We start from the raw sequence: 18,139 nt of genomic DNA, 5'->3' as shown, positions 1-18,139 counted from the left end.
CCATTGGCCGGACTATTGCGCCGGCAGCTACGCTCGCCGCAAGCGCCAGTGGCGCCGGTCGACGCGATGACATGGGACACCTCCCGATGTGTTCTCCTGGCCCGGGCAGGGACAGGTTTGATCGGTTCTAAACTATCGGGCCGGACCCGCGCGTCAATCACCTTACCCACCCGCCTAGCCCGACCAAGGTAGTATCGCGCCGGGCCGGCCGGCCGCTGCCCATTTACCGGGCCTTATCGATTCTGCCTGAGTTTTGCGCTCCGGGGTCTGGGGCGGGTTGCTGCCGGACCCCGCGTGGTTTTCAGAATGAAGACGGGGGTTGGAATGCCGGGGCTGAAGCGATCGTTGTCGATCAGGATCCCAACCCTCAGATTTCGCGCCAAGATCATGCTCGGCTTTGCCGTCACGCTGGCGCTTTCGGCAGCCACCATGGGCTTTGCCTATATGGGCTTCGAGCGGGTCTCCGCCGGCGTCGGCTCCTACCGCCAGAGCGTCGCGGAAGCCGATCTGGCCCGCAACATCGATCGCGAATTGATCTCCTACCGTTCGCTGGCGCGCTACTTCGTCGCGACCGGCAAGGAGGACGACGCCAAGGCCGCGCTCGCCGCCGAGGGCAGCCTGAAGGATGCCATCATGGCGTCGATGAAGGGCACCACCAATCCGGCCCGGCTCGAGCAGATCACCAAGCTGGAGCGCGAATTCCGCGCCTTCACCAAGATCTTCGCCGAGATCGTCCGCATCAAGGACGACAGCGCACAGACCGCGCAGAACAAGCTGACCCGCAGCGCAACCTCGATGCGCTACAAGCTCGACGATCTGCCGAGCAATGCCGATGATTCCGAGCTGCAGTCGATCCAGTTCGGCGCCAAGAAGGTGGCCGACCAGCTCCAGTCGATCACCGGGGCCGTCAATACCTTCGTCGTCAACGGCGACAAGACGGTCGCCTCGAGCGCGCTCGCCCGGCTGAAATTCGCCGACAATCTGGTGAAAGCGATCACCTCGAATAACGAGCGGATCACCCAGAGCGTGAAGGACATCACCGCGCTGCTCGAAGAGTACCGCGAGGCCCTCGCCAAGCTGATCGCGAATGCGAAGTCGATCGACGAGCTGACCGTCGAGATGACGGAGTCCGCGGCCGCCATCAGCCAGGGCGCGGCGGCGATGAAGTCCGATCTGCTCGCCGACCAGAAGCGGCTTGAAAACGAATTGCACACCATGATCGGCGAGACCGAGCGGCTGATCCTGATGCTGGCCGCCGGCAGCTTCGTGCTCGGGCTGGTCTGGGCGTTCCTGCTGGGCAAGGGTATTTCGCGACCGATCGCGGCGATGTGTGCGGCAATGCGCGAGCTCGCGGCAGGCAATTTCGGCGTCGTGCTGCCGGGTCTCGGCCGCCGCGACGAACTCGGCGAGATGGCCGGCGCCTTGGAGGAGTTCAAGGTCCAGGCGATCGCCAAGGCCGAACGCGATGCCGCGACCCAGGAAGCGCAGAACAAGGCAAGTGCGACCGCGCGGCGCAACGAGCTGATTCGTTTTGCCGACGAATTCGAATTTGCCGTCGGCTCGATCGTCTCCAACGTGTCGGCCTCCGCCGTGCAGCTCGAATCCGCGGCCGGTACGCTGACCCGGACGGCGGAGACCACGCAGAATTTGTCGAGCCAGGTCGCCGGCGCCTCCGAGGAAGCCTCCAGCAACATGCAATCGGTCGCCTCCGCGACCGAGGAACTGTCGGCGTCTGTCGACGAGATCGGCCGTCGCGCCAAGGAGTTGAGCCAGATCGCCGATTCAGCCGTGCGTCAGGCCGAGCAGACCGACGCGCGGATCGGCAAGCTCTCGCGCGCTGCGCAGGAGATCGGCGACGTCGTCAAGCTGATCACGGCGATCGCCGAGCAGACCAATCTGCTGGCGCTGAACGCCACCATCGAGGCGGCGCGCGCCGGCGACGCCGGGCGCGGCTTCGCGGTGGTCGCCGCTGAGGTGAAGTCGCTGGCGAGCCAGACCGCCAGGGCCACCGACGAGATCTCCACTCATATCTCGGGCATGCAGGCGGCGACGCAGGAATTCGGTCGCCGCGATCAAGGAGATCGGCGGCACCATCGGCCAGATCTCCGGGATCGCGACCAACATCGCAAGCTCGGTCGAGCAGCAGAGCGCGGCAACGCAGGAGATCGCGCGCAGCGTGCAGAACGTCGCGCAGGGCACACAGGAAGCGGCGTCCAGCGTCACCCAGGTGAATCGCGGCGCCACCGAGACCGGAGCTGCCTCCGAAGAGGTGCTGAACTCGGCTCGCTCGCTGTCGGTCGAGAGTTCGCGGCTGCGCGAAGAGCTCGACCGCTTCATGGCGAATATCCGCGCGGCGTAAGGCGCGCGCGGGTCTACCAATTGCTGATCTATTATCGTCGTCCCGGCGCAAGCCGGGGACCCGATAACCACCACCGTTCGTTGGCGTACGGACACTGGCCGCTTGCCCTTTCCGATGGCCACGGCGTATGGGTCCCGGCCTCCGCCGGGACGACGCCGTTGGTTGGCGAGATGATGCGGCTAATCCCGTCCGAACTGGTGCTTCAACTCGACCTTGGCGCGCTCCAGGCGCGACCGCTCGGTCTTCGGCAGCGTCTTGCCGGCGCGGTTGATATAGAAGGTCAGCATCGAGAGCGCGGAACGATAGGCGCCGCTCTTGCGGCGCGCGCTGTGCTGGGCGGATTGCTTCAGCGATGATGCGATCTTCTTCGCGCTGGTCTGCTTGAACACACCGTGCTTGAGGTCGAGCGCGTCGCTCTCCTTGGTCACCCGCTGCGACCAGCGCTTCGCCGTCCTCTTGCTTGCGCCACGCCTGCGACGCGTCGTGCTCGTGGACCGTGCCGGTGATGTCCTTACCGTCTTGCGCGTTGCTTTCTTGTGTGCGGCCATCGATGCCTCCGTGTCTTTTGAGCCGAGAACAGTTCGCTGCGATCGCGGTTCCTATGCCGCATTGCGGGAACCCTTGCCGGCCTGCGGCGTTGACGTCGCGTGGCGGGCACTACGTTTGCCGCAATTCCGGGTGAGTGAGCCTTGGAACAGATCGTTCCGGGGTTTTTCTCATTGGTCGATTCTGATGACAGTGCAGCCGACACAATTGAGTTCCGCGACGACGCAAGAGGCCGTGGCTCCGGTCACGCCGAACGATGACCGCATCATCGAGACCTCGATTCCGGTCCGGCTCGACAATCTCAGCTGGAGCCGCTTTCACACCCGCGTCGTGCTGGCGCTCGGCATAACCTGGATCCTCGACGGGCTGGAAGTGACGCTCGCGGGTGCATTGTCGGGCGCGCTGAAGGACAGCCCGACGATGAGCTTCTCCAACGCCGATGTCGGTCTTGCCAGCAGCGCGTATCTCGCCGGCGCCGTGCTCGGCGCGCTGGGTTTCGGCTGGCTCACCGACCGGATCGGACGCAAGAAGCTGTTCTTCATCACGCTCGCGCTTTATCTGTCGGCGACCGCCGCGACCGCGCTGTCGTGGAATGTCGCGAGCTACGCGCTGTTTCGCTTTCTCACCGGTGCCGGCATCGGCGGTGAGTACACCGCGATCAACTCGACCATCCAGGAACTGGTGCCGGCCCGCTATCGCGGCTGGACCGATCTCGTCATCAACGGCAGCTTCTGGATCGGGGCGGCGATCGGTGCGCTGAGCGCCATCATCCTGCTCGATCCCGCGTTCCTTGCGCCGGACCACGGCTGGCGGATCGCCTATTTCACCGGCGCGGTGCTCGGCCTCGTCGTGCTGTTGATGCGGATGTGGATTCCGGAAAGCCCGCGCTGGCTGATGATCCACGGCTACCCCGACCGGGCCCACAAGATCGTCGCCGATATCGAGACCTCCGTGCTCGGCCACGAACAATCGAGCGCAGACTTCGAGAAGATCAGGCTGCGGATGCGCGATCACACGCCGCTGCGTGAGGTCGCGGTGACGCTGTTCTCCACCTACCGGCAGCGCTCGCTGGTCGGGCTCACGCTGATGGCCGCGCAGGCGTTCTTCTACAATGCGATCTTCTTCACCTTCGCGCTGATCCTGACCGACTTCTTCGGTGTCGCCGCCAGCAATGTCGGCTGGTACATCCTCCCCTTCGCCGCCGGAAACTTCCTCGGGCCGCTGCTGCTCGGCCGCCTGTTCGATACGCTCGGCCGCCGCACCATGATCGCGCTGACCTATGGCATCTCGGGCGTGCTGCTGGCGCTGTCCGGCTATCTGTTCTCGATCGGCGTGCTCAGCGCGCAGACCCAGACCATCGCCTGGATGGTGATCTTCTTCTTTGCCTCGCCGGCCGCGAGCGCCGCCTATCTTACCGTCAGCGAGACGTTTCCGCTGGAGGTCCGCGCGCTCGCGATCGCCGCCTTCTATGCGATCGGCACCGGCATTGGCGGCGTGATTGGACCGGCGCTGTTCGGCGTGCTGATCGACACCGGATCGCGCAACAGCGTCTTCGCCGGCTACCTGCTGGGGTCGGCGCTCATGATGGTCGCCGCAGCGGTCGCATGGCGCTATGCCGTCGCGGCCGAGCGGAAATCGCTCGAATCTGTCGCGCGACCACTGGCATGTGTGGAGTAGACTATGACGAAACATGACGTGGCCGAGATGCCCATGGATGATGACATCGCCCCTGACGCCAGGACGGACAGCGTGCCGACGCCGGCGTCGCTGATTCCGCCGCTCCGCCAGGCCGCGGTGCTGCTCGACATCGACGGCACCCTGCTCGATTTCGCGCCGACGCCGCGCGAGGTCTGGGTGCCGCCCGAACTGTCGACCACGCTGAAGCAGCTGCATGAGCGCACCCACGGCGCGCTGGCGCTGGTCAGCGGCCGCTCCCTCAATGACATCGACCTGATCTTCGCGCCGGAAGTGTTTCCTGCGATCGGCGGCCATGGCGCCGAGATGCGGCTGCAGCCGGACAGCGAGGCGGTCGCCGCACACGCGCCGCCGCTCGACAAGGAATTGAAGCGCCGTCTTGCCGCGATCGCAAAGCTCAGCCCCGGCATTCTGCTCGAGGACAAGGGCTATTCGCTGGCGCTGCACTATCGGCTGGCGCCGCAGGCGGAGAAGGCGATCTACGAAGCGGTGTCGCTGATCCGCGCCGAGCTGCCGAATGCGCCGATCGAGGTGCTGCCGGGCAAGAGCGTCTGCGAGATCAAGCATTCCGGCTTCACCAAGGCGACCGGCGTGCTCGAGCTGATGACGCATGAGCCGTTCAAGGGGCGGCGCCCGTTCTTCATCGGCGACGACGTCACCGACGAGACCGTGTTCGCGATCATGCCCGATTTCGACGGTCTAGCGTTCTCCGTCGGCCGTCGCGCAACCGGCGTCGCCGGACATTTCGACGGACCGAGCGATGTGCGCGAATTCCTCGCGCATCTGCTCGACGTTGATAGGGACGTCAGCCTGTCCTAACCGAAACGCATTCATCGCAGCCGAATCGAATACGGTGCTTTTGCGTCGTGGCGTCAACCTCGCGCGTAATTTTCTTTTCGCGAGTTCCCGCGAGTTCCGTGCGTGTTCGCCAGAATTTGGTTTCAATTGGGAGATTCCTTGATCAGGAACCATCTTGATGAATGGTTGTTAATACGCGAGTTGACCAACAGGAGGGGACCTGGTGAACCTCGTCGTCGTATCGAACCGCGTCTCGCGCGGAAAACCCAATGAACCCATGACGGGGGGGCTGGCTGCGGCATTGTTGCCGGTGGTGGAAAAGACAGGGCAATATGGGTTGGTTCCAGCGGACGCGTCCGCGACGGGAACCTGAAGGAACCTTTCGCAGAGGTCGAAGCGCTCGGGGCGGGCGCGCTGGCGATGCTCGATCTGCCGGCCGCGCACTATGGCGGCTATTACGAAGGCTTTGCCAATTCGGCGCTGTGGCCCGCGATGCATTCGCGCGCCGATCTGATTCGTGCGTCTCGCGAGGACTACGCGAGCTATCGCGAAGTGAACGCGTTCATGGCGCGCGCGTTGCTGCGCTTCCGCAAGCCGGATTCCGTGTTCTGGGTCCAGGACTATCATTTCCTCGCGCTCGGCGCCGAGCTGCGCGACCTCGGCGTCACGCAGCCGATCGGCTTCTTCCTGCACACGCCATGGCCGGCGCGCGCGGTAATCGCGGGCGTGCCCAATCATCGCGAGCTGATCGAGGCGATGCTGTCCTATGACCTGATCGGCTTCCAGACCGATGAGGACTGCGAGAACTTCCTGAGCTATGTGCAGCACGATCTCGACTTCGAGGTGCGCGACGGCGTGATCAATTCGTCGTTCGGCCGCACCCGCGCCGCGGTGTTTCCGATCGGCATCGATCCCGGCAGGTTCGCGCAGCAGGCGACCAAGGCGATGACGCATCCCGACGTGACGCGGCTGCGGCGCAGCCTCAACGGCGAGAAGCTCGCGATCGGCGTCGACCGGCTCGACTACTCCAAGGGCCTCGTCAACCGCATCAAGGCGTTCGACAAGATGTGGACGCTGCATCCGAACCTGAAACGTTCGGTGTCGCTGCTGCAGATCGCAACGCCCTCGCGCGGCGCGATCGAAGCCTACGGCAATCTGCAGAGCGAGGTGGCGAAGCTCGTCACCGACGTCAACGGCGTGCATGGCGAGGTCGACTGGACGCCGATCCGCTACCTCAACAAGGGCTTTGGCCAGGGCGTGCTCGCAGGCCTTTACCGCACCGCGCAGGTCGGCGTCGTGACGCCGCTGCAGGACGGCATGAACCTGGTCGCCAAGGAATATGTCGCCGCGCAAAACCCGGCGGACCCCGGCGTGCTGGTGCTGTCGAAATTCGCCGGTGCGGCGAACGAGCTCGACGCCGCGCTGCTGGTCAATCCGCACGATATCGACGGCATGGCGCGCACCCTGGCGACGGCCCTCGCGATGCCGCTGACCGAGCGGCGGATGCGCTGGGAAGCCATGATGGAGAAGCTCAACAGCGGCACCATCCAGCAATGGTTCGCCGATTTCATCGAGGCGCTGCAGGATACGCACAATGCGGGAAACGCGGCGCTGCCGGAGCCACCAACCCTGTGGCCGCGCCGCACGGCGGATTTTGCCGCGCGCTATCACTGAGCGAGCATGACGATGCAGGATGGGTGCGTTGGTTCGCCCATCCGCGGTTCTGTCGTCCCTGCCTAGTGCGCAATTGCGCACGGGAGCAGGGACCCATACGCCGCGGTGGATGTTGTGAACGGGCTCGTCGTAGCAGCATCGCGCAATAATCGGCACTTGTGGTTATGGGTCCCTCTTTCGCTGGGACAACACTGAGTGTGTTGCGCGGTCAGTGGTCATAACCTCGCATTCCCGCGACGGGGCTCGCGAACGCGAGAACCCGGCATCCATTCTTCCACGAATGAGGCGGCCCAATAGATTCCCGGCTCTCGCCTGCGGCGAACCCCCGGAATGACGAAACGGCGGGTTGATCGCATGCACTCATTGATTTGCGCCGGTCCCTGACCGACCGCCGGCCAAAATCGCGCGCGGCCGCGCGCAAGGCCGCGGCGCGCGGCCGCCATCGTTATCAATTTACCCAATGTTTTCAATCTGTTGTGGAAATTTCGCGCTCCCGGCCTGCGCTCCCTTGCAAAATCCGCCTCAGCCCTTCAAGAGAGGGCCTCCCGGAGAGATGGCCGAGTGGCTTAAGGCGCACGCTTGGAAAGCGTGTGTGCGGGAAACCGTACCGTGGGTTCGAATCCCACTCTCTCCGCCATTTGACCTTGCACGCCAAACGACGATTGCGCCCGCTTGGGTTGGCAAGTTGTGCTGAATGCACGCCCATGGCCAAGGCAACAACAGAAGCCGTTTATGAGACCTGGTCGGGGCGGAATGTAAAGAATCGCCGCACCGAAGCCGCCCGTCGTCGGCGGAACGACAACAACGCGGCAAAACGCCATCGCCGATGCCGGCCTAATTTCAAACCGCGACAGAACCGTACGAGACGTCGATCCCTCGCTGCTGCGGCGTAGGACACGCACAATGGATAATCCGGAAGGAGTAGTGGGCTCCCCCATGGGGAGAAATAGCGCGCGCCGATGAACTGCATGAAACTACGACAAAATCACCGATCGGCAAGGGTGGAGATCCCATGGGACAGACCGCAAAAAGGGAATTGCACCCGTTGCGCATGCTGGCGCTGCTGATTCCGCTGCTCACGACCGTTCCGCTGTCAAACGTGGATGCACAGGCGCAACCTGCTGCACCGCGTCAATTGCGCCGTGAGCCGCCGCCGCAAAAGCCGCAGGTGACGATGAATGCCTGGACGATCGGCCTCGCCGGGGGCCTGCTCGAGGGCGCGCCCATTCGTCTCGCGGCCGAAATCGCCCGCGTCGTAGACGATGGCGACAAGCTGCATGTGTTGCCGGTCGTGACGCGCGGGCCGACGGAGAATGTGAACTCGCTGCTGTATTTGCGCGGCATCGATGCCGCCATCATCAATTCCGACGTGCTCGAGGAATACAGGAGCCAGGTGCCGGATATCCAGCAACGGCTGGCTTTCGTGCTGAACCTGTTTCCGTCCGAACTGCATATCTTCGTTCGTCCCGAGATCCAAAGCCTGAGCGATCTCGCCGGCAAGAAGGTGAACTTCAATAATCTGGGTACCGCGGCGGCCTATTCGGGGCCGCTGATCTTCAGCCGCCTTGGCCTCGATGTGGAAAAAACCTTCATTCCCCATCAGGTCGCGCTCGAGCAGATGCGCAAGGGCGAGATGGCCGCGGTCGTCTTCATCACCTCGAAGCCGGTGGATGCCTTCGTGCGCGGCCGCTGGGACCCGGGGTTCAAGTTCCTGCCTGTTCCCTATGACAGGAGGTTCGAAGACTTTTATCTTCCCGCCTCGCTCGAGGCCACGGAGTATCCCAATCTCATCAAGCAGGGCGAGCGCGTCACGACAATCGCCGTGCCGACCGCCCTGGTGGCTTTCAACTTTCCGGCCAAATCGAACCGCTATGAGCGCCTTGCGCGCTTCGTGGAGTATCTGTTCTCGCGGATCGACAAGCTGCAGCAGCCGGGCTTCGACCAAAAGTGGAAGACGATCAATCTCGCCGCGACCGTTCCCGGCCTGACGCGCTTCCCCGCAGCGCAGGCGTGGCTCGATCGCGAGCCGCGCGCCGCCGCAAATACATCGCAATGAGACGCGCGGCGACCTGCGCGGTGGCTGGAGTCTTGCTCGCAAGCGGCATTGCTTCGGCGCAGGCGGCAGGATATCGCCAGATCGCTCAGCTCCGCGATTGCTCCGCCAAGGAACGCTCCGAACGGCCGGAGTGCTCCGAGAAGACACCGCGGGCGTCGGCGCTGCCCCAGGCGAACCTGGGTAACAGCTGGGTCGTCAGCCTGACGACTTCACCGCTCGACTATTCACCGGTCGCCACCGCCACGACGTCATCGCGCGACGGTGCTGGCGAAAGCGCAATGACGCTTTCGATTCGCTGCCATGGCGGGCGGAGCGAACTGATCGTCGCGGGCTCCCGCGTGTCCGGTCGCGGCGATGGATATGCGATTTCCTACCGCATCAACGACGGTCCGCCGCAGCGAGTCGCGGCAGCTGTGCCTGCGTCCGGGACCGGCGTTGCGTTCGGCGGTGACGTGGTTCGCTTGCTGCAGTCCCTTCCGGACGGCGGAGGTCTCAATATTCACCTCGCACCCCGTACCGGACCGGCGCTGGATGCGGTGTTTCCGTTGGGCGGGATGGATGTGGTGCGCGCGAAGATCACCGCTGCCTGCAGGTGGCCACAACCGACCGCAAAACCCAACGGCTAGAGATTTCAATAACGTGTCTTTAACAGGAGGTATCCATGCGCGTGTTTCAGCATATTGCGAAGGTAACCATCATCGGAGCCGCAACGGCGCTCCTGGCCGCTTCATACGCTGCGGCGGAGCAAGGCGGCGGACGGTATTGGACACCGACAACAACGAACCGCACTGCGGACTATCAGCACGTTTCAGAAAAGGTCCAAAGGGTTCATATCTCGCGCAAGGCGACCACCCACAAGAGGGAACGATCTCCTCTCGACGCCAACGCCCGGCTTCCATCCAACGCCAAGTCGCACAACCTGATCCTGCAGGTGAACACGAACGATCCCGCAGCCATGAATCTCGCGCTCAACAACGCAGTCAACGTTGCGCAATACTACAAGGATCTCGGCGAGAAGGTGAAGATCGAGGTGGTCACCTTCGGACCCGGCCTGCACATGCTGCGCGACGACACCTCGCCGGTGAAAGCCCGTCTCGAGGAAATGGCGCTGAGCACGCCGGAGGTCTCGTTCAAGGCCTGTGGCAATACCCAGGAAAAAATGCACAAGGCCGAGAACAAGGACATCCCGATTGTTCGCCAGGCGGAGGTGGTGAAGTCAGGCGTCGTGCGCGTGATGGAACTGCAGGAGAAGGGCTGGTCCTATGTGAAGCCGTGACCTGTGGCCTAACCCGAAAGGGGTGGGTGGGGTCCTCCATGCGGGCTGTAGGCTTCGCGCTGCGGTACGGCGCATAATGCCGTACCTCAACAGATCGTGTCGCCGTGCGACAGGTGATTGCGGATGGGCCCGGTGATCCTCAAGGACAAGGCAGTTGCCGGCTGCGACATCGCAGATTCGTCGCGCCGCCTGCTGCCCAAGGCGGGACGGTCCGCGCTGTCGTGGACGACTGCTGCCATGCTCGCAATGGTGTGCGCGCCGGAAACACGGGCTTCCCCAGATCCGGCCCGCCCTTCGACGCAACCGCAGCATTCGGCGGCTGCCGGTAGTCCCGGTTTCATCGAAGCGGCAAGGAACGGCGCTCCCGAAGCCTTGCCGCCGGGTCGAGGCGGCAATGACAGACCGGTGCAGGTCGCCCAAGCGAGCGTCGGCGACACGGGGCAGGCCTCGAAACGGGAATACAACTGGGCGGAGTCGCTCTCCTGCGAACTGACGAATGCAAGACGTGACATCGAGTTGCTGCAACGTCTCGAGCAGGAGCGCTATCGGGCCGAGTCGCTGGAGCAGAGTCTCGCGGCGGCGCGCCGCGATATCGAGGCCCAGGCCGCGTTGGCGGGCAAGGCGGTCCAAGAGAAGCAGGCCGCGCAGGACGGAGCGGAGCTGCTGAACTCCCTGCAAGAGACGCGTGAGCGGGCGGAGCGCCTGGAGCGGGACCTGGCGGCAGCGCGGCGTGATGTCGAAACCCAGACTGTGCTGGCGACAAAAACAGGTGAGGAAGCGTCTCGGCTGAAAGCAGCGGCGGAAGGCGGTGGGGCGGATCTGCAGCGGGAGCGCGAGCGGTCCGCGCGGCTCGAGCAGGATCTCGAGGCATTGCGCCGCAACGTCGAGACTTCAGACGGCGCTGGCGGCAAAGGCAGGCGAGGAGGTTTCCCGGCTGAAGGGGATGCGTGAAAGCGGCGCTACGCAGTTGCAGTCGGCCCTGCTACGGGAGCGCGAGCGGAGCGCGCAGCTGGAGCAGGATTTGGCGGCAGCGCGGCGCGATGTCGAGACCCAGATGGCGTTGGCGACAACGACGAAGCAAGAAGCCCTGCGGCAGAAGCAGGCAGCGGACGTCGGAGCTGCCGAGCTCAGGCAATTGCGCGAACGAGCCGAGGCGCTGGCACAAGACCTCTCGCTGTCGCGGAGCTCGATCTACGCATACGAAGCCCAAGTCCGCAAATCCGGAGACGAAGCGACGGAGCTCAGGCAGGCGGTTGCAAGCTGTACGGCCTCGGCCGGCAAATTCACACCCGACGAAGGTGAGCGGTTCGCGCGGCTGGAGCGGGATCTTGCGGCTGCCCGCAGCAATGTCGAGACCCAGGCCGCGCTGGCGACCAAAGCAGGCGAGGAGGTTTCCCGACTGAAACAGCAAAGCGAAAGCGGAGCGGCCGAGTCGCAGGGCTCCCTGCAAAAGGAGCGAGAGCGGTCCGCAAGGCTGGAGCAGGATCTCGCGATCGCGCGGCGTGATGTCGAGGCCCAGACCGCGCTGGCGGCAAAGGCGGCCGATGAAGCCCTGCGGCAGAAGCGGACGGTGGAGGCCGAGGCCGCCGAACTGCGGGAATCGCGCGCGAAGGCCGACGCGCTGGCACAGGAGCTTTCCCAGACGCGAAGCACGATCTACGCCTTCGAGGCGCAGGCCCGCAAAGCCGGTGAAGAAGCAGCGGAGCTCAGGCAGGCGGCTGAGAACGGCGCAGCTCACAAAGCCACACCGGACGAACGTGAGCGACTGGTGCGGCTGGAGCAGGATCTTGCGGCTGCCCGCAGCGATGTCGAGACGCAGACCGCACTGGCGGCGAAAGCAAGCGAAGAAACCGCCCGACTGAAGCGGGAAAGGGAAAGCGGTGCGGCGGAGTTGCAGAACTCACTGCAAGCGGCGCGGGCTGACCGGCTGGAGCTGGATCTTGCGGCAGCGCGGCGCGATGTCGCGACCAAGACGGCGCTGGCGACGAAAGCAGACGAGGAAGTGTCCCGGCTGAAGGCGGTGGAGAAGAGCGGTGCGGCCGAGCTGCAAAAGGAGCATGAGCGGTCCACCAGGCTGGAGCAGGATCTTGCGGCAGCGCGACGTGATATCGAGAGCAAGGCCGTGCTGGTGAGCGAAGCGGGCAAGGAAACGTCCCGGCTGAAGGCGGCGGAGAAGAGCGGTGCGGCCGACCTGCAAAAGGAGCGTGAGCGGTCCGCCCGGCTGGAGCAGGATCTTGCGGCGGCGCGACGTGATGTCGAGAGCAAGGTCGTGCTGGTGACCGAAGCGGGCAAGGAAGCGTCCCGGCTGCAAGCCGTGGGAAAGAGCGCTGCGGCGGACCTGCAAAAGGAGCGAGAGCGGTCCGCGCGGCTGGAGCAAGATCTGGCGGCAGCGCATCGCGACAGCGAGACCCAGACGGCGCGGGCGGCAAAGGCAGGCGAGGAAACCTTGCTGCAGAAGCAGGCGGCGGAAGCCAGCGCTGCCGAATTGAGGCAATTGCGCGCCAGGATCGACGTGCAGCCACAGCACCTCCCTTTGTCGCGGAGCGCAATCCATGCGTATGAGGCCGAGGATCGCAAGGCGCACGGCGCGGCGTTGACGACCGGTGCGACCGCGCGGGACAAGTCCATCGAAGTCGCCACCAATCCAACCGCCGAACGGACGCGAGCGGCGCCTGCTCGCACGGTTGCGCAGCCGGCTCCCGAGCAGGCTGCGGAAGCGGGAGGGCTGGTTGCGCGGGCGAGCTCCTTGTTGCGTCAGGGCGACATAGGCGCGGCGCGGCTTGTACTCGAGCGCGCCGTGGAAATGGGCAGCGCCCAGGCGAGCTTCGCGCTGGCAGAAACCTACGATCCCCTGATTCTTGCGAAGTGGGGGACTTACGGCACGCGCGGCGACGAGCGCAGGGCGCAAGACCTCTATGCCAAGGCCAACGCCGCGGGAGTCCATGAGGCGAAATCGCGTCTGGAAGCGCTGCGCCGATAGCGCATCTGCCAATCCACCGGCAATTTCACCGCCATCGTCCTAACGACGGGCACCACCGCGATCAGCTTCGCTCTCACGCGAGTGGCGCCTCGCCCGGCCGCAACGTCCGGCGACCGGCTTCGCTTTACCGTTCGCGCAGGGCCTCCTGCCGGTACCGTGCCAGCGGCGAAAGCAGGTAGCTGATGATCCTGCGCGTGCCGGTCTTGATTTCGACCGTCACCGCCATGCCCGGCCCGAGCTTGACGAGCTTGTCCTCGATTTGCATGTGCGTCCGGTCGAGCGAAACGCGCGCGGCATATTCCAGCTCCTGACCTTTAGGCTCGCTGCTGCTCTGCGCCGCGCCCAATGTCCGGTCATTGGGGTTGCCCTGTTGCTTTTCGCGCGTGATGGCATCCGTCGACACGCTGAGCACATCGCCATGAAGCAGCCCGTATCGGGTGAAGTTGAACGTATCGACCTTGATCTCCGCCTTCTGGCCGGGATGAACGAAGCCGATGTCGCGGTTCGAGAGCATGGCCTCAATCTCGAGCTGGCTCTCGCTCGGGACCACGACGGCCAGCGCCTGAGCGGGCGTCACCACGCCGCCCACCGTATGAACAGCAAGCTGCTGCACGACGCCGTCGACCGGTGCGGTCAAGCTCTGCAGTTTCGTTCGCCGATCCGCCTTGACCACCTCCTGCGCGGCGCTCGCAGCCTTCTGCTCGGCCTTCGCAAGGGCATCATAGGTCGCGCGGCGATACTCCGCGGCGGTCTTGTCCTTGGTCTCCTTCAGCAGCGCGATCGCCGCATCGGCTTCGCGCAGCCGGCTCTGCTGCAGGACGAGGTCCTGCTGCATGGCGACCAGCTCCTGATATTCGGAGAGATAGACGACCTTCGACGCCAATGCCTTCTCGACGAGACCCTTGCGGATGTCGACGCGCTCCTTCAGTACCGGGATCGTCGCCTCCAGCTTGTCGACGCTCGCCGATGTGGTCGCCCGTTCCGCTTCCTTCTGCCCCTGCTGGCGCTCGATTTCAGAAAGCTTTGCGCTCTGCTCGGCGCGCTGGCTGATCAGGAACTGGCGATGCATCTCGATTTCTGCCGCACTTGCGTTTTGCGGCGGCCGGAAGGCCGCGAGCGGGTCTGCGGCCAGCGCGGCGCGCAGCCGCGCGACGTCCAGCTCGGCTGCAAGCAGATCGCTCTTCTGGCGCTCCTGGTCGGCTTCCGTCATTGTCGGGTCCAGCTCGATCAGGACGTCACCGGCCTTGACGCTCTGGCCGTCGCGGACGCGGATGGCGCGGACCACACCGGTCTCGAACGGCTGGATCAGCTTGGTGCGCCCGCCCGGCACGATCTTGCCGGTCGCGCTGGCGACGATATCGACGCTGCCGAGCGTCGCCCACAACAGCGCGATGCAGAACGCGGCGATGATGCAGGCCCCGATCGCGCGCCCGATCGGCGATGGCGGCGATTCGGCGATCTCGAGCGCCGCCGGCAGAAAGGCGATTTCGTGCTCGCGGCGGCGAGGTTCGCGTCTCGGAAACGCGACGACATTGCGGCTAGCGGACGTCATGGATACCGGCCTGCAGATAATGGAGGTTGGCGTAACGGCCGTTGGTGCGGATCAGCTCGTCATGGCTGCCGTCCTCGACGATGCGGCCATGCTCGAGGGTGATGATCCGGCTTGCATTGCGCACGGTCGAGAGCCGGTGGGCGATGACGAACACGGTCCGTCCGGCGGAAATCCGCCTCATGTTCTGTTGGATCGCGCGTTCGCTTTCGTAGTCCAGCGCGCTGGTCGCCTCGTCCAGGATCAGGATGCGTGGATCGGTGATGAGTGCACGTGCGATTGCGATTCGCTGGCGCTGCCCGCCGGACAGGCTGCTTCCGCGCTCGCCCACAACGGTGTCGTAACCCTCCGGCAGTTCGAGGATGAAGTCGTGAGCGCCGGCTAGCTCTGCCGCTTCGATGACGCGCTCCATCGGCATCGCCGGATCGGCCAGCGCGATGTTGTCGCGAACCGTGCAGTTGAACAGTACGTTCTCCTGCAACACGACGCCGATCTGGCGCCGCAGCCAGCTCAGATCGACCATCGCGAGGTCGACGCCGTCGACCAGCACGCGCCCGCTTTCCGGGACATAGAGACGCTGGATCAGCTTGGTGATGGTGCTCTTGCCCGAACCCGACGAACCCACGATGCCGATGACTTGGCCTGGCTCGACGCTGAAGGACACGTCGTGCAGCACCTCGGGGCCGTCGATGCGGTAGCGGAAAGTCGCGTGCTCGAATGTGACCTGACCGCGGATCGGTGGCAGCGCCGCGCGGGCCGGCGTGAAGCTCGGCTCGGGAATGGTGTTGAGGATGTCGCCGAGACGATCGATCGACAGGCGGGCCTGATGGAAGTCCTGCCAGATCTGCGCGAGTCGCAGAACCGGCGCGCTGACACGCGCGGCCAGCATGTTGAACGCGACGAGCTCACCGACAGTCAGGTCCCCGCTGACCACCAGGCGGGCGCCGAAGTAAAGAGTTGCGGCGATGACCAGCTTGTTGATCATCTGGACCGCCTGGCTCGCCGTGTTGTTCAGGCTGAGCACGCGGAAGCTTGCGGACACATAGCCGGCGAGCTGCTCCTCCCAGCGGCGCTGCATCTGCGGCTCGACCGCCATGGCCTTCAGCGTCTCGATACCGGTGACGCTCTCGACCAGGAAGGCCTGGTTCTCGGAGCCGCGATTGAATTTCTCGTCGAGGCGCCGACGGAACAGCGGCGCGGCTCCCGCGGAGATGCCGATGTAGAGCGGGAATGACGCCAGCACGATCCACGTCAACGTCGTCGAGTAATAGAACATCACCGCAAGGAAGACGACGGTGAACAGCAGATCGATCACCAGCGTGAGCGCCGAGCTGGTCAGGAACTGGCGGATGTTCTCGAGCTCGCGGACGCGCGCCACCGAATCGCCGACGCGGCGGGTCTGGAAATAGGCGATCGGCAGCGCCAGCAGGTGACGGAACAGCCTGGCGCCGAGCTCGACGTCGATACGGTTTGTCGTATGCGCGAACTGATAGACGCGCAGCGTCTCGAGGACGGCCTCGAACACGGTCAGTACGACAAGCCCGACGACCAGCACGTCGAGCGTGCTCATGCTTCGATGCACGAGCACCTTGTCGATCACCACCTGGAAGAACAGCGGCGAGACAACGGCGAAGATCTGAAGGAAGAACGACGCCGCCAGCACCTCGCCGAGCAGGCGACGATACTTTTGCATGGCGCCGACGAACCAGGAGATATCGAAGCGCCGCGCGAGGTCGGTCAGGCTGGCGCGCCGGGCCATCAGGATGATGCCGCCGTCCCAGATCGCCTCGAGTTGGGCCTGGGTGATTGCTTCGGGCCGCGGAGACAGCGGGCGCTGAACGAGAAGCTTGTCGTCGATAACCTTGCCGAGGATCAGGAAGCTGCCGTCGCGCAGCACCGCAATTCCCGGCAGCGGGGTGACGGCAAGCCTGTTCCAGCTGGTCCTCTGCACCTTTGCCTTGAGTCCGAAATCCTTGGCGCAGCGCAGGATTTCAGTAACGCCGAGGCGCGCCGCGCCGATCCGGTGACGAATTTGGCCGGGGTCGGCAGCGATGCCATGGCAACGCAGCAAGATCGCCAGCGCAATGAGCCCGGATTCATCGTCATGTTCGGATTCGACGCCGGCGGCCGGGGATTCGGTGTTTGTGTTCGCCGGATGGATTGCGGCATCGTCGCGAGGCCCGCGCATCAGGATGCCAGGTCTCATCGCCCAGAAGCTCTTCGTGAGACCGTCACGAGCCCGCATCAGGCCCTCGCCGGCGCGGTGCATCAGGCCGGCGCCCAGGTCAAACGAGCGCGTGCGGAAGCCGGCAAATGCATGACGTGCGCGCTGCGCGAGGCTCTGTGATCCAGCACAGATCAAACCGCCATCCCAGATCGCTTCGAATTCCGCGCGCGTCATCCGACTCGGATGCGGCGAGGTCGGGTGCAGCACAAGCGCCACCTGGTCGTCGATCTTGCCCAGCAGCAGAAATCCGCCGTCACGCAGCGAGGCGATTCCGGGCAGCTGGATACCCGCAAGGCGGGTCCAATCCATTGTCCGCGAGCGGACCTTGACCCCGAATTCGCGCGCGCAGCGAAGCATCGCGCGGACGCCGATCTCGTCGCTCCCGCAACGATCGCGGAGCTGGTCCGGCACTGTATTCACGCCATGGAGGCGCAGGAACAGAGCTAGCGCGCGAAGCCCTAGATCTGCGGCGGGGGCATTTCCGTTCTGGATCGCCATTCTTACTCAACCCTTCGCGGCTACCCGGCCGCGTTAGTGTTCCTTCTCATGCATTTCCAAAGACTGGGAATTCCAATGCCGCGCATCGACAGAGCATGCGACATACCGCTTGCTCGCGGCCAAAAGGCGCAAGCAACATCAAAGCACTAGGGCCTCGAACCGCGAGGGGATTTCAAAGCAGTGGGATTTTAGACCTGCCCCCCGACTGCTGAACCGGTTCGTTAATGCGCAAAAATGGCGAAAAAAGTTTCAAATCTTGATTTTTGCACCGTTATGTTGCGCGCAAATTTGCCGCATACCCGAAGCTGTTGCGCCAGCACGCATTTTGATCGCTCGGAAACAGATGCGAGCGATGAAGCCAACCGAGACCAGGACCCGCGCGTGACAGTCTCCTCGCCGTTACCGTCCGCGATCGACCGCCTGTTTCCAATTCCCAACACGTTGATGGTACTGCACCCGGCGCAGAGCCCCCGGGTGCAGT

Annotated in this window: 10 protein-coding genes, 1 tRNA gene and 2 pseudogenes; 10 read left to right on the top strand and 3 right to left on the bottom strand. The window is 64.5% G+C overall.

The features are described 5' to 3' along the window. Positions 1-324: 324 nt before the first annotated feature. Positions 325-2,359: pseudogene (locus ACSKB9_RS22590) on the top strand (methyl-accepting chemotaxis protein). Between the two features lie 179 nt (positions 2,360-2,538). On the opposite strand, the gene ACSKB9_RS22585 reads toward ACSKB9_RS22590, so the two are convergent. Next, the gene (locus ACSKB9_RS22585; RefSeq protein WP_438075850.1) at positions 2,539-2,907 is read right to left on the bottom strand and encodes a DUF3175 domain-containing protein; all 369 of its coding nucleotides are present in this window, start codon (positions 2,905-2,907) and stop codon (positions 2,539-2,541) included. A gap of 184 nt (positions 2,908-3,091) precedes the next feature. On the opposite strand from ACSKB9_RS22585, the gene ACSKB9_RS22580 reads away from it, so the two are divergent. The 9 genes and pseudogenes from ACSKB9_RS22580 to ACSKB9_RS22540 all read left to right on the top strand — a co-directional run bounded on the left by ACSKB9_RS22580 (position 3,092) and on the right by ACSKB9_RS22540 (position 13,384). Beyond that, entirely contained in the window at positions 3,092-4,582 is a 1,491-nt protein-coding gene (locus tag ACSKB9_RS22580) for an MFS transporter (protein WP_438075848.1), read from the top strand. A gap of 3 nt (positions 4,583-4,585) precedes the next feature. Further along, positions 4,586-5,419 (top strand): trehalose-phosphatase, encoded by an 834-nt coding sequence (gene otsB / locus ACSKB9_RS22575; protein WP_375166737.1) that lies wholly within the window; start codon positions 4,586-4,588, stop codon positions 5,417-5,419. A 202-nt stretch (positions 5,420-5,621) separates the two neighbouring features. Next, positions 5,622-7,072 (top strand): annotated as a pseudogene (locus ACSKB9_RS22570) (trehalose-6-phosphate synthase). Positions 7,073-7,619: 547 nt separating this feature from the next. Further along, positions 7,620-7,709: transfer RNA gene (locus tag ACSKB9_RS22565), tRNA-Ser, on the top strand. A gap of 414 nt (positions 7,710-8,123) precedes the next feature. Beyond that, a complete protein-coding gene (locus ACSKB9_RS22560; protein ID WP_057021156.1) occupies positions 8,124-9,128 on the top strand; it encodes a TAXI family TRAP transporter solute-binding subunit in 1,005 nt (334 codons plus the stop codon). Positions 9,129-9,160: 32 nt separating this feature from the next. Beyond that, a complete protein-coding gene (locus tag ACSKB9_RS22555) occupies positions 9,161-9,754 on the top strand; it encodes a hypothetical protein (protein ID WP_438075845.1) in 594 nt (197 codons plus the stop codon). A gap of 35 nt (positions 9,755-9,789) precedes the next feature. After that, the gene (locus tag ACSKB9_RS22550; protein ID WP_057021157.1) at positions 9,790-10,404 is read left to right on the top strand and encodes a DsrE family protein; all 615 of its coding nucleotides are present in this window, start codon (positions 9,790-9,792) and stop codon (positions 10,402-10,404) included. Between the two features lie 123 nt (positions 10,405-10,527). Next, entirely contained in the window at positions 10,528-11,355 is an 828-nt protein-coding gene (locus tag ACSKB9_RS22545) for a hypothetical protein (protein ID WP_438075843.1), read from the top strand. Next, complete coding sequence (locus tag ACSKB9_RS22540; protein ID WP_438075841.1) at positions 11,348-13,384, top strand: hypothetical protein; 2,037 nt, start codon at positions 11,348-11,350, stop codon at positions 13,382-13,384. The genes ACSKB9_RS22545 and ACSKB9_RS22540 overlap by 8 nt, the downstream gene beginning before the upstream one ends. A 124-nt stretch (positions 13,385-13,508) precedes the next feature. Here ACSKB9_RS22540 and ACSKB9_RS22535 read toward each other — a convergent pair whose 3' ends face one another. Together ACSKB9_RS22535 and ACSKB9_RS22530 are read right to left on the bottom strand one after the other, a co-directional pair. Further along, a complete protein-coding gene (locus ACSKB9_RS22535) occupies positions 13,509-14,936 on the bottom strand; it encodes an HlyD family type I secretion periplasmic adaptor subunit (protein WP_092079172.1) in 1,428 nt (475 codons plus the stop codon). Beyond that, positions 14,923-17,571: a type I secretion system permease/ATPase gene (locus ACSKB9_RS22530; RefSeq protein ID WP_438075839.1), complete on the bottom strand. Its 2,649-nt coding sequence runs from the start codon at positions 17,569-17,571 to the stop codon at positions 14,923-14,925. Before ACSKB9_RS22530 ends, ACSKB9_RS22535 begins: the two co-directional genes overlap by 14 nt. Positions 17,572-18,139: the final 568 nt, after the last annotated feature.

Origin of the sequence: Bradyrhizobium sp. BR 1433 (genome assembly GCF_051547665.1) — a bacterium.
GTDB lineage: Bacteria > Pseudomonadota > Alphaproteobacteria > Rhizobiales > Xanthobacteraceae > Bradyrhizobium > Bradyrhizobium australafricanum.
Note: the sequence above shows the minus strand (reverse complement) of the source record. Positions and strands in the feature narration are given on the sequence as shown.

What these genes read in the sequence shown, in the direction of transcription:
- ACSKB9_RS22545 (WP_438075843.1), top strand. Translation starts at nt 10,528, where the DNA reads ATGGGCCCGGTGATCCTCAAGGACAAGGCAGTTGCCGGCTGCGACATC.
- ACSKB9_RS22560 (WP_057021156.1), top strand. Translation starts at nt 8,124, where the DNA reads ATGCTGGCGCTGCTGATTCCGCTGCTCACGACCGTTCCGCTGTCAAAC.
- ACSKB9_RS22585 (WP_438075850.1), bottom strand. Translation starts at nt 2,907, where the DNA reads ATGGCCGCACACAAGAAAGCAACGCGCAAGACGGTAAGGACATCACCG.
- ACSKB9_RS22580 (WP_438075848.1), top strand. Translation starts at nt 3,092, where the DNA reads ATGACAGTGCAGCCGACACAATTGAGTTCCGCGACGACGCAAGAGGCC.
- ACSKB9_RS22540 (WP_438075841.1), top strand. Translation starts at nt 11,348, where the DNA reads ATGCGTGAAAGCGGCGCTACGCAGTTGCAGTCGGCCCTGCTACGGGAG.
- otsB (WP_375166737.1), top strand. Translation starts at nt 4,586, where the DNA reads ATGACGAAACATGACGTGGCCGAGATGCCCATGGATGATGACATCGCC.
- ACSKB9_RS22535 (WP_092079172.1), bottom strand. Translation starts at nt 14,936, where the DNA reads ATGACGTCCGCTAGCCGCAATGTCGTCGCGTTTCCGAGACGCGAACCT.
- ACSKB9_RS22550 (WP_057021157.1), top strand. Translation starts at nt 9,790, where the DNA reads ATGCGCGTGTTTCAGCATATTGCGAAGGTAACCATCATCGGAGCCGCA.